The sequence below is a fragment of the Acidobacteriota bacterium genome, from assembly GCA_009861545.1.
In the GTDB taxonomy this organism is placed as follows: Bacteria; Acidobacteriota; Vicinamibacteria; order Vicinamibacterales; family UBA8438; genus WTFV01.
In genome coordinates this window covers 24059-46911 of record VXME01000091.1, presented here as the reverse complement: position 1 = coordinate 46911, position 22853 = coordinate 24059, and the positions used below count along the sequence as shown (strand labels likewise).

The 22853-nt window shown below is 68.9% G+C and carries 16 protein-coding genes; 4 read left to right on the top strand and 12 right to left on the bottom strand.

From position 1 onward, the window contains the following. Window positions 1-43: 43 nt before the first annotated feature. The 3 genes from sufD to sufB form a co-directional block, all read right to left on the bottom strand. The gene (gene sufD, locus F4X11_14880; protein MYN66293.1) at window positions 44-1396 is read right to left on the bottom strand and encodes a Fe-S cluster assembly protein SufD; all 1353 of its coding nucleotides are present in this window, start codon (window positions 1394-1396) and stop codon (window positions 44-46) included. A 10-nt stretch (window positions 1397-1406) separates the two neighbouring features. Further along, window positions 1407-2168, bottom strand: a complete 762-nt coding sequence (sufC, locus tag F4X11_14875) for a Fe-S cluster assembly ATPase SufC (GenBank protein ID MYN66292.1) — start codon at window positions 2166-2168, stop codon at window positions 1407-1409. A 114-nt stretch (window positions 2169-2282) separates the two neighbouring features. Further along, the gene (gene sufB, locus F4X11_14870) at window positions 2283-3725 is read right to left on the bottom strand and encodes a Fe-S cluster assembly protein SufB (protein MYN66291.1); all 1443 of its coding nucleotides are present in this window, start codon (window positions 3723-3725) and stop codon (window positions 2283-2285) included. Window positions 3726-3901: 176 nt separating this feature from the next. Here sufB and F4X11_14865 point away from each other — a divergent pair, with 176 nt between their 5' ends. After that, on the top strand, window positions 3902-4246 hold the full coding sequence (locus F4X11_14865; protein MYN66290.1) for a helix-turn-helix transcriptional regulator: 345 nt from the start codon (window positions 3902-3904) through the stop codon (window positions 4244-4246). Next, a complete protein-coding gene (locus tag F4X11_14860; GenBank protein ID MYN66289.1) occupies window positions 4239-4760 on the top strand; it encodes a hypothetical protein in 522 nt (173 codons plus the stop codon). Before F4X11_14865 ends, F4X11_14860 begins: the two co-directional genes overlap by 8 nt. Before the next feature lie 129 nt (window positions 4761-4889). On the opposite strand, the gene F4X11_14855 is transcribed toward F4X11_14860, so the two are convergent. The 5 genes from F4X11_14855 to F4X11_14835 all read right to left on the bottom strand — a co-directional run bounded on the left by F4X11_14855 (window position 4890) and on the right by F4X11_14835 (window position 12751). Next, entirely contained in the window at window positions 4890-6878 is a 1989-nt protein-coding gene (locus F4X11_14855; GenBank protein MYN66288.1) for a PQQ-binding-like beta-propeller repeat protein, read from the bottom strand. A gap of 179 nt (window positions 6879-7057) precedes the next feature. Beyond that, on the bottom strand, window positions 7058-8416 hold the full coding sequence (locus F4X11_14850; GenBank protein MYN66287.1) for a hypothetical protein: 1359 nt from the start codon (window positions 8414-8416) through the stop codon (window positions 7058-7060). Between the two features lie 94 nt (window positions 8417-8510). Next, complete coding sequence (locus tag F4X11_14845; protein ID MYN66286.1) at window positions 8511-9866, bottom strand: DUF1552 domain-containing protein; 1356 nt, start codon at window positions 9864-9866, stop codon at window positions 8511-8513. A 34-nt stretch (window positions 9867-9900) separates the two neighbouring features. Next, window positions 9901-11535: a DUF1592 domain-containing protein gene (locus F4X11_14840; protein ID MYN66285.1), complete on the bottom strand. Its 1635-nt coding sequence runs from the start codon at window positions 11533-11535 to the stop codon at window positions 9901-9903. A gap of 4 nt (window positions 11536-11539) precedes the next feature. Continuing rightward, the gene (locus tag F4X11_14835; GenBank protein MYN66284.1) at window positions 11540-12751 is read right to left on the bottom strand and encodes a hypothetical protein; all 1212 of its coding nucleotides are present in this window, start codon (window positions 12749-12751) and stop codon (window positions 11540-11542) included. Between the two features lie 63 nt (window positions 12752-12814). Between F4X11_14835 and F4X11_14830 the strand changes: the two genes are divergently transcribed. Both F4X11_14830 and F4X11_14825 read left to right on the top strand, forming a co-directional pair. Beyond that, window positions 12815-13603, top strand: coding sequence for a hypothetical protein (locus F4X11_14830; GenBank protein MYN66283.1), 789 nt, complete (start codon window positions 12815-12817; stop codon window positions 13601-13603). A 117-nt stretch (window positions 13604-13720) separates the two neighbouring features. Next, window positions 13721-15226, top strand: a complete 1506-nt coding sequence (locus tag F4X11_14825; GenBank protein ID MYN66282.1) for a hypothetical protein — start codon at window positions 13721-13723, stop codon at window positions 15224-15226. A 48-nt stretch (window positions 15227-15274) separates the two neighbouring features. On the opposite strand, the gene brxL is transcribed toward F4X11_14825, so the two are convergent. The 4 genes from brxL to F4X11_14805 all read right to left on the bottom strand — a co-directional run bounded on the left by brxL (window position 15275) and on the right by F4X11_14805 (window position 22853). After that, entirely contained in the window at window positions 15275-17335 is a 2061-nt protein-coding gene (gene brxL, locus F4X11_14820) for a BREX system Lon protease-like protein BrxL (GenBank protein ID MYN66281.1), read from the bottom strand. Further along, window positions 17332-19686, bottom strand: coding sequence for a BREX-1 system phosphatase PglZ type B (gene pglZ / locus F4X11_14815; protein ID MYN66280.1), 2355 nt, complete (start codon window positions 19684-19686; stop codon window positions 17332-17334). Before pglZ ends, brxL begins: the two co-directional genes overlap by 4 nt. Before the next feature lie 55 nt (window positions 19687-19741). After that, window positions 19742-21520, bottom strand: a complete 1779-nt coding sequence (locus F4X11_14810; GenBank protein MYN66279.1) for an AAA family ATPase — start codon at window positions 21518-21520, stop codon at window positions 19742-19744. A gap of 67 nt (window positions 21521-21587) precedes the next feature. After that, window positions 21588-22853: a transcriptional regulator gene (locus F4X11_14805; GenBank protein ID MYN66278.1), complete on the bottom strand. Its 1266-nt coding sequence runs from the start codon at window positions 22851-22853 to the stop codon at window positions 21588-21590.

Below are 22853 nucleotides of genomic sequence, written 5' to 3'. Positions count from 1 at the left end.
TCGACGGGTCGCCCGGTAACACCGTCCGGTCCCGGTTTCGTCGTCACGCGTCCACATGGAACGACCCTCCACCCGATCCGGGCAGTTGCGCCAGCAGGAGATCGTCGAGCTGATCGCGGATCGGCTTGATGGCGATGTGGTTCAGCAGGTCGCCGGCGAAGGCGTGGATGAGGACGCTCCGCGCCTGCTCCACTCCGAGCCCGCGGGCGCGCAGGTAGAAGAGCGCGTCCTCGTCGAGCTGCCCCACCGTGGCGCCGTGGGTGCACTTCACGTCGTCGGCGAAGATCTCCAGCTCCGGCTTCGTGTTGATCTGCGCGTCCTCGGAGAGCAGCAGCGCCTTGTTGGTCTGCTTGGCGTCGGTCTTCTGGGCGTCGATGGCGACGATGATCTTGCCGTTGAAGACGGCGCGGGCCTCGCCATCCAGGATTCCCTTGTAGAGCTCGTGGCTCGAGCAGTGCGGCTGCGCGTGGTGGATCGTCGTGTGGTTGTCGACCAGTCGGCGCCCGTTCGCCAGGTAGAGGCCGTTGAGCGTGCACTCCACCCCTTCGCCGGCGAGCAGCGCCTGCGCGTCGTTGCGCACGATCGCGCCCCCGAGGGTGACCGCGTGCGACGAGAAGTTGGCGGCCCGGCCGAGCCGGACGTGCATCGCGCCGATGTGGTAGCCGGAGGGGCCCTCGCGCACCAGCTTGTAGTGGTCGACCACGGCGCCCGGCCCGGCGACGACCTCCGTGATCGTGTTCGTCAGGTACGGGGAATCGCCGCCGCCGTAGCTCTCGACGACCCGCACCTGCGCGTTCTCGCCGACGACGAGCAGCACGCGCGGATGGGTCATCACCGGCTCGCCGCCCGGAGGCGGGGACGTGACGAAGAGCAACTGGATCGGCTGCTCGACCACGGTGTTGGCAGGCACGCGCACGACTGCGCCGTCGTGGAGCAGCGCGGTGTTGAGCGCCGTGAACGCCGCGTCCTCGATGCCGGCGCCGGAGGCCAGGTGCGCCTCGACCGCCGCCCGGGTTTCGTTCGCTTCAGAGGCGAGCACGTCCGCCAAGCTCAGCACTTCGACGCCGGCGGGCAGCACGGACACGTCCGAGGCGAGCGCCACGTGGCGGCCGTTGACGAACAGCAGTCCGGACCCGATGCCCGGCAGGGCGTGCGGCGCGGTATCGGCCTTGGCCGCTTCGCGCTCGGCCGGCGCGGCGAGGGCGAAGGCGGTGCTCGCGATCGGCGCGACGTTGGTGAAGCGCCACGCCTCCAGTCGCGTGGTCGGCACACCGAGCGCGGTGAAGCGCTCGAAGGCTCGGCGCCGCAAATCGACGACCGCGCCGGGCGCAGGCGCCGTGCGGCGGACCGCCTCGAACGCGTCGGCGTACGCTTCGGCAGGTGCGAGTGTCGTCATCGCCACCCCGCTACGCCCCGACCTGCTCGGCGACGCCCTCGATCCAACCGTAGCCCTTCTCCTCGAGCTCCAGCGCCAGATCCTTGCCCCCCGACTTGACGATGCGGCCGTCCGACAGCACGTGCACGACGTCGGGCACGATGTAGTTCAGCAGCCGCTGGTAGTGGGTGACCACCAGGGTCGCCCGCTCGGAGCTGCGCATCGCGTTGACGCCGTCCGAGACCGTCCGCAGCGCGTCGATGTCGAGACCCGAATCGGTTTCGTCCATGATCGCCAGCTTCGGCTCGAGGACCGCCATCTGGAAGATCTCGTTGCGCTTCTTCTCGCCGCCGGAGAAGCCCTCGTTGACGGGGCGCTTCAGCAGGTCCTGGTCGATGTGGAGGACCTGCATCTTGTCCTTGACCAGCGCCATGAAGTCGATCGCGTCCAGCTCCAGCTCGCCGCGGTGCTTGCGGACCTCGTTGAGCGCCGCCTTCAGGAGATAGGCGTTGTTCACCCCGGGGATCTCCACCGGGTACTGGAAGGCAAGGAAAATGCCTTCCCGCGCGCGCTCCTCCGGCTCCATCTCCAGCAGGTCCCGACCCTCGTAGGCAACGGACCCGGCCGTCACCTCGTACTCCTCGCGACCGGCCAGCACCGCCGCGAGGGTGCTCTTGCCGGAACCGTTGGGCCCCATGATGGCGTGCACCTCGCCCGCCCGCACCGACAGGTCGATGCCTTTCAGAATGCCCCGGCCGGCGACCGAAGCGTGCAGATTCGTGACTTCGAGCATGCTGTCTGACGTTCCCTTCGCACCTGCGCTGTGCGTCTCTTGTTTCAACCAGCCGGCTGGCCTTGCACGACCGACCGCGCCGCTCCGTGCCGACCCGACAGACCCGCTGCGGGCTTATCCGACGCTGCCTTCGAGGCTGACGCCGAGCAGCTTCTGCGCCTCCACCGCGAACTCCATCGGCAGCTCGCGGAAGACCTCCTTGCAGAAGCCGTTGACGATCATGTTGACCGCGTCCTCGGTCGACAGGCCGCGCTGGCGGCAGTAGAAGATCTGGTCCTCGCCGATCTTCGACGTCGACGCCTCGTGCTCGACCTGCGACGACGTGTTGCGCACCTCCAGGTAGGGGAAGGTGTGCGCGCCGCACTTGTCGCCGATGAGCAGCGAGTCGCACTGCGAGAAGTTGCGCGCCCCCTTGGCGTTCTTGCCGATCCGCACGAGGCCGCGGTAGGTGTTCTGGCCCTTGCCGGCCGAGATCCCCTTCGAGACGATGGTGCTGCGGGTGTTCTTCCCGAGGTGGAGCATCTTCGTGCCGGTGTCGGCCTGCTGGCGGTTGTTGGTGACGGCGACCGAGTAGAACTCGCCGACCGAGTTGTCCCCCTGCAGGATGCAACTCGGGTACTTCCAGGTGATGGCCGAGCCGGTCTCCACCTGCGTCCAGGTGATCTTGGCGTTCGTCGACGCCTTGCCGCGCTTGGTGACGAAGTTGTAGATGCCGCCCTTGCCGTCCTTGTCGCCGGGATACCAGTTCTGGACCGTCGAGTACTTGATCGTCGCGTCGTCGAGGGCCACCAGCTCGACCACCGCCGCGTGGAGCTGGTTCTCGTCGCGCATCGGCGCCGTGCAGCCTTCCAGGTAGCTCACCGTCGCGCCCTCGTCGGCCACCAGCAGCGTCCGCTCGAACTGCCCGGTCTGCGCCGCGTTGATGCGGAAGTAGGTGGACAGCTCCATCGGGCACTTGACGCCCTTCGGGATGTAGGCGAACGAGCCGTCGGAGAAGACCGCCGAGTTGAGCGCCGCGTAGAAGTTGTCGGAAGCCGGCACCACCGACCCGAGGTACTTGCGGACCAGTTCGGGATGGTCCCGCACCGCCTCGGAGAACGAACAGAAGATGATTCCGAGATCGGCCAGCTTGTCCTTGAAGGTGGTCGCGACCGACACCGAGTCGAACACCGCGTCGACCGCCACCCCGGCCATCACCTTCTGCTCCTCGATCGGCACGCCGAGCTTGTCGAAGGTCGCCTTGATCTCCGGATCGAGGTCGTCGAGGCTCTCCAGCTTCGGCTTCTGCTTCGGAGCGGAATAGTAGATGATGTCCTGGAAGTCGACCGGCGGGAAGTGCACGTTGTGCCACTTCGGCTCGGCCATCGTCCGCCAGACGCCGAACGCGTTGAGCCGCCATTCCAGCAGCCACTCGGGCTCGTCCTTCTTGGCCGAGATGATCCGGATGATCTCCTCGTTCAACCCCGGCGGGACCGCCTCGGCGTCGATGTCGGTGACGAAGCCGTACTTGTAGTCCTGATTCGCAAGCTGCTCGATGTTGTCGGTCGAGGTCGCCATGACGCCTGCTCCCGGTCCACGCGACACCTCCGGCCGCCCTGGGCCGGCGAAGAGTCGCGGTCGATGGTCGATCCGCATTGCCGACCAGAATGGTCGGATATGGAATTCTACCGAATCGGCAGGTGCTCACGCAACCGCCGTTGGCCCAGTCGTCCCGCTTGCACTCTACATAGCCAATCGGCTATACAGGCCAAGTGATCCTTCGCAATCTCGTTCGTGAGTCACGCAGACGTGCCGGGCTCACGCAGGCGGAGCTGGGGCACAGAGCCGGCGTGCCGCAGTCGACGATTGCCCGCATAGAATCCGGCGCCCGTACTCCCTCCACGGACATGGTGGAGCGCCTCGTCCGGGCAACTGGATTCGAGGTACGTGCCAGGCTCGGCGAACCCGACCCGGAGACCGCCTCGCTGTTCTCGCGCACGCTTCGTCGAACACCCGCCCAGCGTCTGGCCGACGCCACCCGCGCCGCGCGGTTCGTCCTGCGAGGCCAGCGTCAGTTGCGGAAGCGGGTCCGTGGCTGAAGAGCCCTTCGATCCGGTCGTCATGTTGGCCGCACTGCATGACGCCAACGTGCGCTTCGTGCTGATTGGCGGGATGGCCGCGATCCTGCACGGCGATGTCGGCGTGACCGTCGACATCGACATCGCGCCCGCCAACGATCCCGACAATCTGCAGTGTCTCGCGACCGCTCTGAAAACGCTCGCCGCCCGCATTCGCACCGACGATGTCCCTCAGGGTCTCCCCTTCGATTGCTCCGCCGGTTTCCTGCGCAATCTCGGACCGGACGCCATCCTCAACCTGACGACCCGGGCGGGCGCCCTGGACGTATCCTTCACGCCGGCGGGTACAGGCGGCTACAAGGACTTGAGACGGGACGCTGTCGCCCTCGATGCCGCCGAAGGCGTGACCATCCTGGTGGCGTCGCTGGCCGACGTGATCCGGTCGAAGAGCGCCGCGGACCGCGAGAAGGACCGACGGGCGCTGCCGCGACTGCAGGAGCTTCTCGAGCGAACTTCGGCAGACCGCAGCGAGTGAGTCCGTCGGTCAGGCCCCGAACGAGCTGAGGGGACATCAGTCGAACACGTCGAACATCCGGCTGTACTTCAGGATCACGCTCCGGCCGCCGCCGAAGGGGATGACGTCGTGCAGGCCGCGGGTGCCGCACTAGGGCAGCGACAGCGCCACCCACTCGGGGACCTCGTCGCGGGCGCCGACGGCGACCACGATGTACTGGCGCCCGTCGTGCAGGTAGGTCATCGGGCCGCCGGTCGTACCGGCCGGCAGCTCGGTCTCCCAGACCGCCTCGCCCGTCGCCTTGTCGTAGGCCCGGAACTTCCGGCCCCAGCGCCACGACTGGTCCTGCTCGGGGTCGGACGGGTCGCCCTCGCCGCGGATCGTGCCCATGATCGCGTCGCTGCCCTCGCCGAGGAACAGCAGGCTGCCGGTGACCAGCGGCGCCGGGCGGTTGGGAATGCCGAGCGGCGGCAGATCGAGGTCCTTCAGCAGCGGGTGGTTGCGCGGCCCGTCGCCGTTGGGGACCATCCACGCCAGATCGCCGCGGTTCAAATCGAGGGCGGTAATGCGGCCGTAGGGCGGCTTGGTAATCGGCAGCCCGCGCGGCCTGGGAGTTGGGACGCGCAGCTCCTCGCCGCGGGAGGTCGCCCAGGCGAGCGTGGCGTCCTCGGCGGTGGTCGGGGAAACGCTCCAGACCGTCGGCTGCGTGTGGGACACCGCGTAGTAGATGCCGGTCTCGGGATCGAACGCGCCGGTGTGCCAGTTGCCGGCGCCCCAGCCGCCCGGGACGGTCAACGTCCCGAGCTTGCCGCCCGGCTCGCCGCTGCGCGGCCACGGCGGCGTGAACAGCGGCCCCAGCACCAGCGACTCCACTGCCTCCAGGGCAGCGGCCCGCAGTTCCGGCGTGAAGTCGATGAGGTCGTCCACCGTGACACCCTGGCGGTCGAACGGCGGGGGCTTCGTCGGGAACGGCTGCGTCGCCGAGGTCCGCTCGCCCGGCACGGTCGACTGCGGCACCGCACGCTCCTCGATCGGCCACACCGGCTCGCCGGTCCTGCGGTCGAAGACGTACAGGAACGCGGTCTTGCTCGGCTGCATCACCGCCTGGATGCGACGGCCGTCGACCGTGATGTCGCCGAGTATAGGCGGCCCAACGGTGTCGTACTCCCAGACGTCGTGGTGCACCATCTGGAAGTGCCAGACCCGCTCGCCGGTCGCGGCGTCCAGGGCGACGAGACTGTCCGAGAAGAGGTTGTCGCCCGGCCGGTGGCCGCCGTAGACCATTCCGGTCGGCGCGGACAGCGGCACGTAGACGTACCCCAGCTCCTCGTCTGCGGTCAGGCAGCACCAGGAACCCAGGTCGCCCGAGTAAGCGCCCGAGCCGTCGCCCCAGGTATCCGCGCCGAACTCGCCGTCCCGGGGCACCACGTGGAACGTCCACAGCAGCTCGCCGGTCCGCGCGTCGAAGCCGCGTACGTCCTCCGGGGCCGCCTCCCGCACGATCCCGCCGTCGCCCGAGCCGCCGGTTGTTCCGGCCACCACCACGACATCGCCGACCACGAGGGGCCCGGCCGTCCAGTCGAACTCGCCGGCGAGCGGATGCTCCCAGTCCAGGTCGACCCGGCCCTGGTCGGCAAGTCCGAACGACGCCACCCGCCGGCCGGTTTCCGCATCCAGCGCGTAGAGGTACCCCCCGCGGACCAACAGCAACCGCCGGGCGTCGCCGTCCGTCCAGTACGCAGCTCCCCGCGTGCTGCCGCCGGCGACCTCCTCTTCGGTGGCGGCGAATGGCGGCTGACGCCAGATGGTCTCTCCGGTCGCCGGGTCGAACGCCTCCAGCAACCCGTGCGCGTTCGGGGCGTAGAGCACGCCGTCGAGCAGGATCGGCGTCGAGCGCAGGTACGCGTTCACTCCCAGATCGGGAAACGCCGTCTGCAGTTCCAGGTCGGCCGCCGGCCGGCGCCAGACTATCTCCAGATCGCCGACGTTCTCGTGGTCGATTCGGTCGAGGGGCGAATAACGCGTGAACGCCGCGTCGGCGCCGAAGTAGGACCATTCCCGTTCAGGCGTCTGCGCTCCGGCGGGAACGACCGCCGCCGTCATCAGCGCCGCGAACAACAGCCTGGAGAAATCACGCATCCTCGAGCGATTTCCTTTCGCGGTCTGGCCACGCTCGCCACCAGACTGGCGCAACACGAGACCAGAAGGTCATCCGCTTCGGCGCGGGTATCGATCAGCCGGCTGCCGGATGGACATGGTGGCGTCTTCGACAACGAAGCCATCATCGCCGAGTCGCCTGCACCGGCCGCACGCATGGATCACGGCTTGGCGACGTTCCAGTACACGCCCGCCCCGCCGTAGGTGCCGCCGAGCTCGGCCAGCCACACCGCCCGCTCGATCTCCTCGGGGCTCCCGTCCAGCGTGGCGAAGGCGTAGGTGGCCTGCCCCCGGTTCTGGCCGGGCGCCTCGTCGCCCGCGTAGGTGTAGACCGCGTAGCCCTTGTAGGCCCACTGCCGGCTACCGTCGCGGCGCGTGAACACCTCCCAGAAGCCGGTCGACCGCGCATCGGCGGCAGCGCGGAACGGACGCCACATCGTCAGGCACTGGGTGTCCGCGCAGGCGTCGCCGCCCAATCGCTTGCCCCGGTCGTAGGCGTTCTTGAAGCTGTCCCGCAGGTTGCGCCCGCCCCAGTACTTCTCGAACGCGGAGCCGGTGTACAGCGTCATGCCGTCGAGCGCCAGGGCGTCGCCGTAGCCTTCGAGCGCCGTCACCGCCACCTGCGGCGGCCGGAAGTTCTCGGTCAGCACCGCCATGATCCGGCGCTCGTCGACGGCCCGGCCGTGCGCGTCCCCGGGCAGCAAGTCCCCCCGGTACCGGTACAGGGGCCGGCCCCGCCAGGCCCACTGGCGCGAGCCGTCCTTGCGGGTCACGACCGAGAACCGTCCCACGTCGAGGGCGAGCGCGGGCGCGGGGACGGGCAGCCAGTCCACCTCGCAGCCGTGATCGGAACAGGTCTGACCGTTGTTCTCGGCAACGCCCTCGAGCGCGTACAGCGTGAAGCCCTCGAAATCGGTCAGCACGACCGCCTGCGCCGACGATACGAACCTGGCCTCGATGCCGGCCGGCACCTCGATGGACCGGGCGGGCTCGAAGCGGGCGACCCGCCATTCGGGGGGCGGCCGCAGCGCCCCGCCCGCCGCGGCCCGCTCGGCGAGCTTCATGTTCGCCGTTTCGGCCAGACCGACGTTGGTGGCGACTTCGCCCGGCTCCTCCTCGAGGGACCACGTATGCAGCGGATGCGACTGGTAGGCCCACTGCAGCCGCCCGTCCGGGCGCCGGACCGGCGACCAGTCGGCGAAGGGCTCGGCATCCGGCGGCGCCAGCAGAGGAGGAAACTCCTCGGCGCACTCGTCGATGCACCCCGCCTCGCCGGGTCCGCCATCCGCCCGGAACAGCAGGGTCCCGCCATCGGCATCCCCGAGTCGCACCCAGAGCAGCTGCGCCGCCGACGCGTTCAGCTCCCGGACCACCTCCACCAGGGTCACCCCGGGCGGCACGGTCCGGGGCGCCGACTGCTCCTCCGCCCGCGCCTGGGTCGGCCCCCCCGCCAACACGGCGAACGCGGCGGCAACGAGCCCGTACCAGACCGCCAGACGACTCCATCGCAAACCCATCATGGCAACTCTCCAGCCCGCCAACGCGCCCTCGGACCGACCGTGCCCGCATCGAGCGTCGCCTCCGCGACGACTGCTCTCGAGCGCCAGCGAGACGTCACGCCAGCACCTCGCCGAACGGCCGCGACACCTGGTTGGACTCGGTGCCCCACCGGCCGCTGACCACGCCCAGCGCCTGCTGAACGGTGAACCCGACGCGGGTCGCCGCGTCGCCCTCGGCCGCGACGTGCAGGCCCGTCTTCATCCGCCCCCCGCCGCTGCCGGCGGTGAGAATCGGGTAGCGCTTCATGGAGTGCATCCGCGCCTCGCCATGGTCCGTGAACGCGAGGATCACCGTGCGATCCAGCAGTGTGCCGTTCCCCTCCCGGATCCCGTCCAGCGTCTGGACGAGCTCCCGGAAGAAGTCCATCATCCGCTCGCCCAGCCACTTGCAGGTGGGCTGATACCCGAGCTCCCGATCGATCGGCTCCTCGTGGGTCAGGGCGTGGTAGGCGTTCACTTCGCCGGGCCTGCGCAGCCGGGAGAACGCCGAGCCCATCGTGAGATTGAAGATCCGCGTCTGGCCGCACGCCATCGCGTGCGCGAGAAGATGCGCGAACTGCCGGTGGGTGCGCTCGACCTGCTCGACGAGCGCCCCGATCTCCTCGGTCCCCTCTCCCGGCACCGTGCAGGCCGGGAGCGGCGCCGGCCGGTCGAGCTCGAACGCCAGCTTCTGCTCCAGATCGCGCACCGACGAGAAGTACTCGTCCAGCCGTGCCCGGTCCGCTGCCGAGACCGCGGACATCAGCTTCCTGCGCTGCTCGGATACGGCGGACAGCACGCTGTGCCGCACCATCACCGCCGGGTCGGGCCTGAAATCCGCGATGTTCGGATCCTGAAAGCCGTCGCCGAAGAGGCGCGCGTACAGCGCGAGGGGCGACGTCTCGGACGGGTTCAGGCCGCTGGAGCCGCGCGCGCTCCAGCTCGCGCTGCTGTCGCCGTCGCAGGTCGCCTCCAGGGAGCGAAACCGCGTCCCCCGGCCGATCTGCTCGCCGACGATGGTGTCGATGCTCGTCGAATAGTCGCTGCCGTTGCGCGACACCATGCCGGTGGCCTGCCCCTGGGCGCCGGAATAGTGGTTCTGGTTCACCTTGCCGTCCAGAAACACTTGCATGCCGCTGAACAGGTTCATCTTCGACTTGATGGGCTGCAGTCCGGCCAGGTGCTCCGGCAACTCGTAGTCGGGGCCGGTGGTCGCCGGCTCCCAGTGGTTGGGCGTCAGGCCGAGGCCCCAGAACCAGGTGCCGAAGCAGGGCGGCAGGGGCGCGGCGGGGGCCCCGGCGGTCGCTGCGTAGGCGGTCCCGCTCGTGTTCAGGAAACACTCCAGCACCGGCAGCCCGACGGCGACGGCGGCGCCGCCCTGAAGCATGCCCCGCAGCACCGTGCGGCGGTCGATCTCGCGTGTAGCACTCATGTCGGTTTCCTTCTCTACTACCCGAACCGGCCGGTCACGCTCCCGGCACTACCGTGTAGAAGTCCGGACTCCCTGCGATGCGGCGCATCAGCGCGCGCCACTGCAGGCCGTCGTCCGCGAGCTCCGTCTGCACGTCGGCGAGCCAGGCCCGCTCGTCGTCCGTCGGCATCCGCGCCGCGCCGTAGGAGAACACGCGCTCGACGAAGCAGGAGGCCGCCCGCGGCTCGTCCCGCAGCGCCTGTCCCAATCCCGGCGGCCCGTCGTAGCTTCTGCCGTTCAGCTCGCCGCTGGCGTCGATCGGCGCGCCGTTCTCGGTGGTCCGATAGCCGCCGGACGCGTCGAATACCTCCAGCGTCAGCCCGATGGGATCCGTCAGGTTGTGACAGCTCGCGCACGCCGGGTTCTCCCGGTGCTCGCGGAGACGGTCGCGCGTCGTCCGGAAGTCGGGGTTGTAGGTGTCCTGCAAGAGGCTGAAGTCGACGTCCGGGGGCGGAGGCGGCACCCGCCGGCACAGGAAGATCTCCTGCACCGCCTGACCCCGCAGCGTCGGCGACGACCGCCCCGGATGCGAGTGCAGGGCCAGGAAGCTCACCTGCGCGAGCAACCCCGCGTGGCTGTCGCCCTCGGGAAACCGATACGGAACCCACGGCACGGCTCCGCCCAACTCCTGCGAGCGCGCCAGCGGCACCCCGTAGATGGCGGCCAGCGGCGGCGTCAGGAACGTGTCGCGCGAGACGAACAGATCGCGGTAGTCGCGGTTACGGTGCAGCAGGTGATCGACGACCGTCCGCAGGGTCTGCTCGCGCGCGTCGTCCTCGACGTTCTTGGTGAACCGCGGGAAGAGGCCCGAATCGATGGAGAGCGTCGCGAAGCGGTCGAACTGCAGCAGGTCCGAGAAGAACGCCCGCAGCCCCTGTTCCACCCGGGGCGACGCCAGCAGCCGTTCGATCTGCCGGTCGAGCCCTTCCCGCGTCAGCAGCTCGCCCGACTCGGCCGCGTCCAGCAGCAGCCCGTCCGGCGCGCTGTCCCACAAGAAGAAGCTGAGCCGCGACGCGCGCGACCAGGCGTCCAGCCGCAGCTTGCCGGCATCGGCGGGGTCGGGTTCGCCGTGTTCCACGCGGAACAGGAACTCAGGGGCCACGAGCATCCCGGCGAGCGCCGCGCGCAGCCCGCCGTAATAGTCGCCGAGGGTCTGTGCGGCCGCGCGCGCCACCGCGACGTACAGGTCGGTCTCGTCAACGGTCAGCGGCCGGCGGAACAGGAACCGTCCCGCCCGCGTGACGAACCGCGCGGCGCAGGCATCGTCGGGCGCGTCGTCCGCCTTCGGCCGGCACCCGATGAGCGTGGCCCGCCGCGACGGATCCGTCACCTGCGCGGCGATCTGCTGCGCCAGCGCCTCGAAGCGCTCGATCTCCGCGGCGCTCAGCGTGCTCCGCCGTGCCCCGAGCGCCAGCAGTCCCCGGTCGCGGACGCCGAGCACCGTGGTGCCGTGGTCCACCTGGATGCCGGAACCGAAGATCTCGTGGATGGCGCGCTGATACTGCGCCGGCGTCAGGCGCAGGAAGGTCATCTCGCCCGCCGCGCCCACTGCCGCCGACGCGCCGAGGATCAACCCGGCCAACAGCAGCGCCAGCCCTCCGAACCGCCGCATGTGCATCCTCCCGTCCATATCCTCACTCCGGGTCCAGGGTGACGTTCTCCTGCACCGCGGGGCCGCTGAGCAGCGGGCCGGGCCCCACCGACTCGGCCACGACCTCGCCGGAGAGGGTGGCGTGGAACGCCGGCACCGCCTCCAGGAAATAGGCGGCCGAGATCGCGGTGTTCTCCCCGGTCTCCGGGTCGGGCACACCGTCGGCGAGACGCCGCATGGCGTAGTACACGCCGGCCAGATCGACCTGGGCGCTCTCCTCGCCCCGAATCGCCAGGTAGTGGAAGTAGTCGCGCCAGGGCTGGTAGCCGCCGATGATGCCCGACGCGCCGCCGTCTTCCGCCATCCTCAGCCACAGGCGGGTCCCGGTGAGCCGCAGGATCGCGTAGAACTGCGACTCGCCCTGGATGGAGAAGTCGCCCGGCTCGATGGTGAGCACGCCGTCGTCGATACGCCCATCGAACACGCTGTGCGAGCGCGGATCGGGATCGACTACGTAGGTCGCGCCCGACAGCACGCCGCCGCGCGCGTCCCGCATGGCGACGTTCAGCCCCCGGTCGAAGGTGACCGTCACCTCCCCGTCGCTGTCCAGATCGTCGCCGGTGATCGACATCAGCCAGGCGGGCATCGCGTCCAGCGCCGTATCCCAGGCGATGTCCTCGTTGTACGGCCGCACGGGCCGGCGCACCTGGTAGACCTCGAAGCAACCCAGCGCGCGCCACATCTGGTTGTCGACGCCCCGCTCGCCGCTGTCGGGATTCTCGAACGCATCGGGCTCCACCCGGCCGTTCAGATTGAAGCCGTAGGCGAACCTCCCGTAGGCCGTGTGGATCCGCGGATCGGCAACGAGCACCGGCACGTTGCCCGGGTTCACCTCGATACCGTCGAGTTCGGGCAGCTCCCTGAGCGCGACGCGGTTGCCGTCCCGGTCCACGCCGCCGTTGGCGAGGATGGCGATGGCCTCTTCTTCACTGAAGCCCCGGCGGACGAGGCGCCGCACCTTCAGATCGGCCAAGCTGCCGTTGTATCCGTCCGGGCAGGTATCCGTGTTCGCGTAGGTGGCGGTGTGCACCATGGAGATCACGTAGCCGCGGGTCTCCGCGAAGGCGCCGGTCGGCGCACCGGCGAGGACCAGTGCCAGCGCGCCGGCGAGGAAACCGGCGCCGGCGAGTTCCACCCGGAAGTTCCTTCGATACATCGCGCCCACGATGCCCGCACGGTGCGCGGATGTCAACACCGGCGTCGCGTCCGGTGCCCGTATACTGGTGGCGTCGGACAGACCGGCGCGCCGGACAGCCCCATGAGCATCACCGAGACAGCACAGTACCTCCAGTCACTGCGCACCCGGCACGAACGCGTCGACGAGTTGCCGTCGGCGCTCATGCCGCCGGACCTCGCGGCTGCCTATCAGGCCCAGGCGACGCTGGTCGACGGGCTGTGCGCGCACTGGGGCGGCACGACGGCCGGCTACAAGGTGGCGCTGACCAATCCCGCCGCGCAGCGCATGCTGGGCGTGCCGTATCCGGTGTTCGGCCGCCTGTTCACGGCGCGCCTGCACGAGTCCGGGGTCACCCTGCGCGCCGCCGACTACGTCATCCGGCTGATCGAGGTCGAGATCGCCTTCCGCATGGCGGCCGACGTGCCGGTGATCGATGGGGGCCACAATCGCCGGTCCATCGCCGAGCACATCGGGGCGCTGTATCCGGCCATCGAGCTCGTCGAGCATCACTTCGCGGGCCTCGACCGGTTCACGCCGGAGTCGTTCGCGGCGGACAACGCGATTCACGGCGCCTGGATCCACGGCGCGCCGGTGGACGACTGGCGGGGGCTCGACCTGGCCGCGCAGCCGACCCGCCTCCTCGTCAACGGCGAGGAGCGGCTGACCGGCTCCGGGGGCAACGTCCTCGGCCACCCGCTCGAGGTCATGGCATGGCTGGCCAACGAGCTGCCGCGCCGCGGGCTCTCCCTCTCGCGCGGCGATTTCGTGACCACGGGGGTCACCACCGACGTCATCTATCCCGCCGAGGCGGGGGAGCGGCTGACCGCGGACTTCCCGGGGATCGGCCGCGTCGAGCTGGGCTTCGAGTGAGTCATCCATCCGGCCGAGGCGCCTTCCGGGGCTCCGCGGCTTGCGCTGCCCGCCAGCCCGGCGCTATAGTGCAGGACGGTACTGTTCCAAACGATTGACGCCCCCCCGGAGCCTGCAATGCCTTGCGGCCTCTGCGACGCGTTCCGCAGATCGAATGGAGAACGCCTGCTCCGCACGGGCGCCCTCGTTGTTCCGGCCGTGCTGTTGCTGACCGTGGACCTGGCCGGCAACGACGCGCACCGTGGATGCGCCGGACATATCGTTCAGGCAGAGGAACACGGCCCACCGTGCGAGATCCGGCGCAACGAACCGGATCCCGAAGCGGCGGAAAACAACGGGCAACCCGCTTCCCCAACGTCGACGGGCACTTCGACCGGGCACATCGCCATCGACTCGCAATACGGCTACGACATCCTCGACCCGACCACGAACATCAACCGGAAGCAGCTCCTGATCCTCGACCGCAAGCAGGATGGGACGCTCGCGCCGAACTCGGTACACGTGCAGGGAGCGGTCACCACTATCGCCAACCTGCAATCGTCCAATACCGCCGACAAGTTCGGCTACCTGATGCGCCATCCGACCGCCGCCAACCAGGTCGGAACCACGGTCTCGGAGGCAGCGGTCCATTCCATGCAGCTTGGCTTCACGAGCGTGATGGGAGGCTGGATCACGGCCAACGCGGAGCTCCTGTACGATCCCGAGCAGAGCTTCGGCCACGGCACGAACACCGCCATCGAGCGGAACCAGGTGCAGGTGCGGCGCGCCTATGCGTTGCTCGGCAACCTCGACGACTCGCCCTTCTACGTCAGCCTCGGCAAGATGGCGGTCCCCTTCGGTCTGACCGACACCTTGAATCCATTCACCGCCTCCACCGTCTGGCATGCCTTCGGCGGACTGGCCAACGGCGTGACGTTGGGCTACACGAACGACGGTCTGCACGCATCCATCATGGGCATACAGGGGGGAGCGCAGTTCCGGGCCGCGAACACGCCCGTCAACGGGACGAACGTTCCGAGCAGCCTGAACAACTTCGCCGTCGACGTGAACTACAGCCCGAAGCGGGATTCGGCTGCCCGGCTCCTGTTTGGCAGCTCATATCAGCGCGGCAGCGCCTATTGTCAGGAATTCCCGGTCATTCACTTCGCACCCTGCCCGGACAACAACCCGGCCCTCGACGCCTATGGAAGACTGGACTACCGCAACTTCACGCTGAAGGGCGAGTTCGCACGCACCACGGACGAATGGCCCGGAACCTTCAACCCCGCCATACCGCAATTCGCCCCGAGCCGGGTAACCAGCTTCGATCTCGGAGCGAGATACCGGCATGCACGCGGCGCGGGACGGATGGACTTCTCCGCAGAATTCAGCCGCTTCATCGCCGGTCCGGACGGCGCTCCCTGGGAGAGACAGGATCAGCTCGTTCTGGGTATCGCATGGTTCCACCGAGCGAACGCGAAGCTGTTCGCCGAGTACGTCCGCGTCAAGGGCTACGCGCCTCTGAACTTCATCAGCGGCGGCAGTATCAGCAACGAAGACGGCGAAATACTGCTCGACCGAACGCATAGCGATCGATTCGGTCGCTCCCATGTGCTCATGATGGGAGCGAACGTCGCGTTCTGAACTGCCAAGATCCTCTGCCGGCGTGCAGGTACGAGAGCACTGCCGCTCCTACTCCAACAGCGCCTTGAACACCCCGTCCGCCGGGTCGCTGTAGAACTCGACGTTGATCTTCGTCCACAGGTCGTCCGGCAAATCGTTCAGCGCCCGGCGGGCCGAGACCGGCATCAGCAGCGTGGCGGCCTGCTTGTCCACCGCGAGCTCGGCGACGGAAACGGGGTTGGGAATCATGTCGAGCGACGCGCCCAGGTTCAGCGGCCCGACGACGATGGTGCCGCCGCGGATGCTGCGCTCCAGCAACCCGCCCACGCAGGCCACCAGAACGGGCAGCCCGAGTCCGGCACCCGACGTGTCGGCGTCGAACGGCCGTAGCTGGATGGTGTACTCGCGGGCCCGCGGGTCCCGATCGCCGATCAGCTCCTTGGCACGCGCGTAGAGGTTCTGCTCGCCCACCTTGACGCTCTCGCGGAACGCGGGCGGCACGGGGTGGTTCAGGATCTTCGCGCCGCTGCCGGGGCCGGCCGCGACCTCGATGAGATAGAGACCCGCGCCGGTCTCGCCCCGGCCGGGGCCGATTGCCCATACCTGTCCGGGCGGAAGCGGGTCGCCGTCGATGGCTTCGTCGCTGTGCAGCTCCGGCGTGGAGACGAACTGCTCGATCCCGTCGACCCCCAACGTGAAGGAGAAGTGCGTGTTGCGGAACTCGCTCTTCAGGCAGCGCTTCTGCTGTTCCTTCACGCGCCGGCGGGACTCCAGCGCGAGCCGCACGACCCACTCGAGGTCGTCGTCCGATACGGGCTCGTCCGGATCGGGGAAGAGCAGCTTCACGAGACCGGAACAGGTCTTGTGCACGGCTTCGACGTCGCGTCCGCTCAGGGCGCCGCCCCAGAACACCCGGTTCTGGAGCACCGAAACCCGGCTCGTCTGTCGCAAACGCGTCCAGCACTCGCTCAGGAAGTCGCTCACCAGCCCGAAGTGATCCGTCAGGTGATCGGTCGGGTTCAGCTTCGGGAAGTTCCAGCCCGGCGCGTAGGCGTGGATGCGGTCGTGGAACGCCGTGTCGTCCCGCATCTCCTTCGGCAACGGGCTGAGGAGGTGGCCGATCCGCTGCTGCTGCTCGACGTCCACCTCGAAGTTGCCGACCATGACGACGCCGCCCTCGGCGCGAATGCTCTCCTTGCCGCGGCTGAACTCGCCGGAGGCCATGTAGCCCTTCATGATGTTGACGCCGTCCTTCTGGTCGAACGAGATCCCGGCGATCTCGTCGAAGCAGACCACGTCGTACTGGCAGAGGAGGCCGCGCTGCCCGCTGGCCATGTTCACGAACATCTTGGCGACGGTGGCCTTGCCGCCCGACAGCAGGTGGGAATACGGCGAGAGCTGCTGGTAGATGTGGCTCTTGCCGGTGCCGCGCGGACCCAGCTCGACCAGGTTGTAGTTGCGCTCAACGAACGGCGCCATGCGCAGCAGCACGACGCGCCTGGCCGCCTCGTCCAGGTTGGCCGGCTCCAGGCCCGCGGAGCGGATGAGAAAGTCGCGCCAGTGTTCGGTCGTGAACGCCCGGCGCCCCCGGGCCAGCACGTCGAGCACGTCCGGCTTCGACATCTGGATGGGACGCAACTGCGCGACGCGGAACGGTCGACCCGCCGCGTCCTGCGACTCGACGGGATCGTAGCCGAGCGTCACTTCGGCATAGAACCCGTCGCCCAGCATGCGCTCGTTGTCCTTGACGATGGCGTCCGACACCTGCACGTCGTTCAGGCTCAGGCTGGGCAGCTCGGCGACGTAGCAGTCGTTCTTCGCGTCCAGCTTCGCGCGAACCACGTCGATCAGCTTGACGGATCCGTTCTCCCGCGCGCGGGACTTGAAGATCTCCTGCTCGCTGGTCCGCACGGTCCGGCCCCGGAGCTGGCGCTCGACGATCTCCAGCCCTTCCGCTATCTCGCGATCATCGACGCTGGCGCAGTAGCGCCCCAGCAGGAACTCGACCACGTAGGTCGGGACGGGATACTGCCGCGCATACCGACGTACCAAATCCTTGCGTACGAGATAGCCCGGAAAGGCCTCCGCCGCAAGAGTGTCCAGTTGGTCCATCGCGACGGACTCGCTCATGTGTCCACTCCCACACGGGTCGGCCGCTGGGCGAGCACGCGGCCCGTCTCGTCCACCAGCACCAGCACCAGCGCCGCCGCCTCGTGCTCGTCGTCGGCCAGAACCAGACTCACGGCGCCCTCCGCATCGACCGGTTTCACGGCCGCGGCCACCGACTGGCCGGTCGGCCGCTCCAGGCGCAGATCGGCCGTCACGGGACCGCCGTGAACTTCCGCTTCGATGAAACAGCGGAGGCCGCGCCACGTCACCGACGTGATGCTGCCGGCCGTCTCCCCTCCCTCGGCACGCGTCACGACGAGATCCGGGATGAGGCATTCCTGGATGCTGAGGCCGCCGTGCGCGTACTCCTCGGAACGGTTGAAGCAGGCCACGCCGGGCGGGGTCGCGAACCACTGCGCGCCGTTCCAGTGCCAGGGGGCGCGGACGACGTCGGGCGCCGATTCGCCGGCCATCACCGCACAGCGCGCCCAGCGGCTCTCGGTCAGATGCTTCGGCAGATCCACCTTCGGGAGTCCGCCGGGCAGCAGCAGCCACCCGTGGTCCGTCACCACCCGCACCGACGTCCAGCCGGCGTCCAGCACGCGCTCGATCCGTTCGGCCACGCGCTCCAGCTCCCGTTCGAGGTCACGCGCGAGCAACGCGTCCCGCTGGTGGCCGAGCGTGTCGAACTCGCCGGTTTCCAGCCACCCCCGCGCCGGATGCGTTCGTGGCGCGTCGGCGCCATCGCCACCCAGGATCTGGTAGCCCGCGACCTCCAACGCGGCGCGCAGGGTCGCCGCATCGGCTGGCTTCTTGTCCACCTTCATCCGCGCCCCGAACGCCTGCCCCAGCGTGTCCCCCTCGATCTCTGCCGCCACCGGTGTCACCGCCGGTTTCCCTGTGCCGGTGACCGTCGGCAGCGCGGCCCAGCGCCGACGGAGGTCGACGCGAAACCCGCGGCCTTCCATCCGTTCCACCAGACGTTGCGCCAGATCGAAGCGCAGACCGTCCACGAACACGAGACAACCGTCGTCCTCCGCCTCGACGGCCGGTTGCCCGCCGGCGCCCCGCAGGGGAGAGCGTTCGAGCGCCGCCTGAAACGCCCGAGCCGAATCCTCCAGCCACGGCTGCAGCAAATGACGTACCGCCGCCGCCACGCACGCTTCGTCGGCGACGGGCGCCGCGGCCACCGCCTGCCACGCGCCGAGGTCCGCCTGCCACCCACGCTCCAGGTATGCATCCGCCACGTCGGCAGGCTCGATGCCACCCAGCGCCTGCTGTGCAGCGGTCGCCAGACTCCCGAGCGGCTTCAGGATCCCCGCCATCGGCGCCTGCCCCAGGCGAGCCCACACCCAGGCACGCCGTTCCCCATGCTTCTCTTCCAGACCGGCCACGGCCTCGCATGCCTCACCGTGCGAGAGCTCCGGAAGCCCTTGCAGCGCGAGCCGCACGGCCTCCTCGTCCTCGTCGTTCAGGTCCGGCCACCGTTCCCGCTCCTCGAATCGCAGCGTGTCCGCCGGTGCGCTGCGCCGCAGGAGACCGGCGATGTCACCGTAGCTGCCCGGCGCCTCGGTGAACCGCTCCCACACCGCCGCCCACGCCCCTTCGCCCTTCGCCATGCGTTCTCCGGCGACGACGTCCGCCTCCTGCTCCGGGTCGAAACCCAACTCGTCCCGGCAGCGACTGCAGAACGCGTGCCAGCCTTTCTCGCCCATTCGCTTGCGCGCCGTGTCGGGATCCCCCATCCACCGCAGGAGATCCCGAATGACGTCCCCGGCCAGCATGCGATCGAAGTCTTCCGCCTCCAGGTGACGCCCCGCGAGCTGCGCCACCGGCGTCAGCGCCACCTCTTCCAGCGCGCGCAGCAGCGCCTCCGACGTGGCGCGGTCGCCGGCAACGTCCAAACCGAGGGTCTTCCGGGAGGTCAGGAAGGCGTTCACGGTCCAGTCGGTCCCATTCGGCTGGTGCCACAGGGCGCCCCGGAACAGCAGCTCCACCAGCGGCTTCAGCCCGTCCGGGCACTCCTCGCCCGCGCGGAGATCCTGCCGCGCAACGCCCGGCAGGTAGATGATCGGCGGCTGGTCATCCGGCAGTGCCGGTTCGTCGAGCGCGCCGTCCACGACGCAGCGCAGCCACACGGCCGGACCGGTGCGGCGCGCGGGGGCGTAGTCGCCCAGGGCCAGGTATTCCTCGACACGCTGCAGGAGCGGATCGACCAGCGGCAGCCATTCCCGTCTCGGGTCCGTCCACAGGATCGCGGCCGGGCGGGTCTGGCCGTCGAGGGGCGCGTCCTTCGACCGCAGGTTGGCGATCAGACGGTCGAGGACGGTGTCGGAGACCGTCCGCACGTCGGATTGTCCGTGGGCATTCACAACTGCCGTCCCGTCTGATGCCGCTTACGTGCGTAATGCGGCTGCGTCATATTGCTCATTCTTCGTGGGCGCCCAAGGCCCCCACCGCGTCGCAGGCCGCCATCTCCCAGCCATGGAACACGACGGCCAGACCGACGTGCCGCACGGACGGATGGCGACGGTGCAGATCCTCGTCCGCCAGGTAGCGCCGCACCTGATCAGCGGCCTCCCGCACCTTCTCCGCCACCACGGACTCGTCGAGGGATTCGCGCCGCTTCAGGTACTTCACCTCCATCACGTAGCCGAACGCCGTGCCGGGGTAGCGAGCCACGAACGGCTGCAGGTAGAGGTCGGCGTAGCCCTGGTTCAGCTCGTGCTCCGTGTGGATCAGGAACACGTCGAGCAGGCTGAAGTGCGCGGCGAGAAAGGCGTGCACCACCTTTTCGCCGTCGACGTAGTCGCGAATGCCGGTCTGTCGGCGAATCGCGTCGCGCAGGTGTTCCAGCGCCGGCCGCCAGGCCCCCTCGTAGGCCATGGCGCGCACGAGGCGCGAGAAGTCGTAGGCGTCGACGGAGAACACGTCCACGTCGCGCCACGCGTCGCGCAGATAGCCGTACATCAATCGCCGGACGGTCTGGTTGGGAATCCCCAGGCGCGGCGTGTCGCCGGAGACGTGCCGAAAGCTCAGCAGGCCGAAGAAATACAACAGGGAGAGAAAGTTCTCCCGCTCGCTCAGCCGCTCCAGCGGAAAGTTGGGTTGCACCTGGGCGTCCACCCTTCCGTCGCCGATGACGTGCCGCAGCAGATCGAAGTTGCCGTTGAGTTGCCGGCCTACCACCAGCAAATGACGCAGCTTGCCGTAGTCGATGCGGACGTTGGTGTCGATCAGCTCGTCCGGCAGGGACCGGTTCGGGACGGACTCGCACAGGTAGTAGAGCACCATGTCCGTGTTGTAGAGATCGCCCTCCGCCCGCCTGGCGAACCGGTAGCCGTTGTACCACTCGCGCATCACGTCCAGGGCGGCGTCCACGTCCTGCTCGAGCACGCCGTGGTCCCGATACAGCTCCAGCAGGCCCCGCACCTCGTCCTCGGTGAACCCCAGCAGGTCATTGAACTCCGGCCGCAGGCTGATGTTGCCGCCGATGTTGAAGCCGCTGGTGACGTCGTCGAGGGTGACGGGCGACACACCGGTGATGAACAGGTGCTCCAGCCCGCCGCTCCCCGCCTCGGTGCCGGCCTTGAGGGTGGCGAAGAAGTTGCGGTAGAAGCCGCCGCCGTGCGTGAAGCTCTGGTACGCCGCCTCGCCGTGGTGGGCCAGCACCGTGTTGGTGAAGTTGTCGTACTCGTCGATGAGCGCGTAGAGCGGAATGCCGTGGTCGCTCGCGTACGCGAACAGCTCGTTGAGCTGGCCGTTGACCGACGCCGGCGCGCGGATGCGCCGCACCGCCGTCTCGGGGAACAGGTCCGGATTCCGCTCCAGCGCGTTGCGGAGCCGGAGCTGGCAGTACTCCTCGAAGTAGTGCTCCAGACCGTCCAGGGCGGTCTTGAACGCCGAGAAGTTGAAGCGCAGGACGACGTAGCGGTGACGCTGCTCGGTGGGCTGCCGGCCGATGTCGGTGCCCCCGAACACGGCGTCGAACTCGTGGGCCCAGGTGCGATCGTAGTAGTGCTCCAGCACCGACACCCAGCAGGTCTTGCCGAAGCGCCGCGGCCGAATCAGGACGGCGTGATCCACCTGCTCCAGTGCGTGGAGAAACCGCGTCTTGTCCACGTAGAGCCGGCGCTCCATGCGGATGCGCCGGAAGTTGGCCAGGCCGTAGGGAATGCGCGGGTAGCGGGACTCGTGAAGCGTCATGTCCGGTCCTTCCGTCGCCGTGGCCGGCCCGCGCTGCTGCACTTCCCGTCAGGGTCGGTCTCTGACATCACTCGGCGCCCGCTCCATGCATCGTCAACACGAGCTCCGCCTCGTCCACGAGTCGATACTCGGGCGCCCTGCCTGCCAGTCGCTCTCCGTTGTCCAGGATGATCCGCACACCTTCACCGCGCTTGTCCATCAGGGTGACCCGATCCGTCCGGAGCCACGGAATCTCGGCCGGCACCGGGCACTTGGCCAGCAGACTGGTGACGACCTCGTTTCGCGCGGACTGCAGGTGTGCAAGGCCTTCGACGGTCATCGCATTGGGAATCCCGCCCGGCGAAAACAGCTCCAGCCGGTCGTCGAAGAGACGCAACCGAATCTTGGATCCGTGAATCGAGTAGTCCCGATGGGCGACCGCGTTGACGACCGCCTCGAACACGGCCTCCATGTCGAACTGCGGCCGGTCGGCCCGCCCCAGATGCTTGAACGCCGCGACCTTCATGTTCCTCGCGACGAAACGGCACGCCAGCTCGACCTGAGCGTCCAACGGACCGGCGATGTCGGCGGCGTCGAGCTGATACGGATCTCCCGACTGATCGGGTTGAATCCGGGTCCCCCGGTAGGCGACGGCCTGGATGAACGCATTGGGCAGCCACCGCCGCGGATCGTCCGTGGCCATCAGCACGCCGGCGACGGTCGGGCGGAGCGTCCCACCCTCGTCCCCGCGGGCCAACCCCAGCTTGGTCAACAGTCCGTCGCGTGCGTCTCCGGTGCGCGACGTGCGGAATCGCTCCCACAGGCCCGCCGCCAAGTCCTCGATCCTCGCGCTGGCCACGCTCTGTTCGTCGAACCGAATGATGCCCGTCCGACTGCACTGCTCGAACAACCGCCCGAGATACTCGGACGACATCACGCGCTTGGCGTCACCCACGCGGTGCAGGAATCCCCCCGGGCTCCGGTGCACGAACAGGCTGCGCGGCACGTCGATCCTGACGACGGCGAGCTCTTCGCCGCTCGTCGCCGGCAACCACAACGGATCGATGACCGGCGCGAGCGGCGGATCGATGGAGTCCGTGCAGATCTCCCGGACGAAGACGACCACGGCCTCCAGACGGTCGACGGGAATGCCCACGATCTCGCGCGGCCTGTCCTCGACGCCCAGCAGACACACGCCACCACGACCGTTCGCGAACGCCGCCAGCTCGTCGGCCAGCTCGTCGCGCCCAGGTCCCTTCACCTTGCCGCCCGCGAAGCGCACCTCCTGCAACTCCAGGAACGCGGCCTCGCCGAGCCGTATGCGGTCCAGCAGCTCCTTGCGACTGTCAAACAT

Coding starts and splice junctions, on each gene's coding strand:
- sufD (MYN66293.1), bottom strand. CDS start 1,396: ATGACGACACTCGCACCTGCCGAAGCGTACGCCGACGCGTTCGAGGCG.
- sufC (MYN66292.1), bottom strand. CDS start 2,168: ATGCTCGAAGTCACGAATCTGCACGCTTCGGTCGCCGGCCGGGGCATT.
- sufB (MYN66291.1), bottom strand. CDS start 3,725: ATGGCGACCTCGACCGACAACATCGAGCAGCTTGCGAATCAGGACTAC.
- F4X11_14855 (MYN66288.1), bottom strand. CDS start 6,878: ATGCGTGATTTCTCCAGGCTGTTGTTCGCGGCGCTGATGACGGCGGCG.
- F4X11_14850 (MYN66287.1), bottom strand. CDS start 8,416: ATGATGGGTTTGCGATGGAGTCGTCTGGCGGTCTGGTACGGGCTCGTT.
- F4X11_14845 (MYN66286.1), bottom strand. CDS start 9,866: ATGAGTGCTACACGCGAGATCGACCGCCGCACGGTGCTGCGGGGCATG.
- F4X11_14840 (MYN66285.1), bottom strand. CDS start 11,535: ATGGACGGGAGGATGCACATGCGGCGGTTCGGAGGGCTGGCGCTGCTG.
- F4X11_14830 (MYN66283.1), top strand. CDS start 12,815: ATGAGCATCACCGAGACAGCACAGTACCTCCAGTCACTGCGCACCCGG.
- F4X11_14825 (MYN66282.1), top strand. CDS start 13,721: ATGCCTTGCGGCCTCTGCGACGCGTTCCGCAGATCGAATGGAGAACGC.
- brxL (MYN66281.1), bottom strand. CDS start 17,335: ATGAGCGAGTCCGTCGCGATGGACCAACTGGACACTCTTGCGGCGGAG.
- F4X11_14810 (MYN66279.1), bottom strand. CDS start 21,520: ATGACGCTTCACGAGTCCCGCTACCCGCGCATTCCCTACGGCCTGGCC.
- F4X11_14805 (MYN66278.1), bottom strand. CDS start 22,853: ATGTTTGACAGTCGCAAGGAGCTGCTGGACCGCATACGGCTCGGCGAG.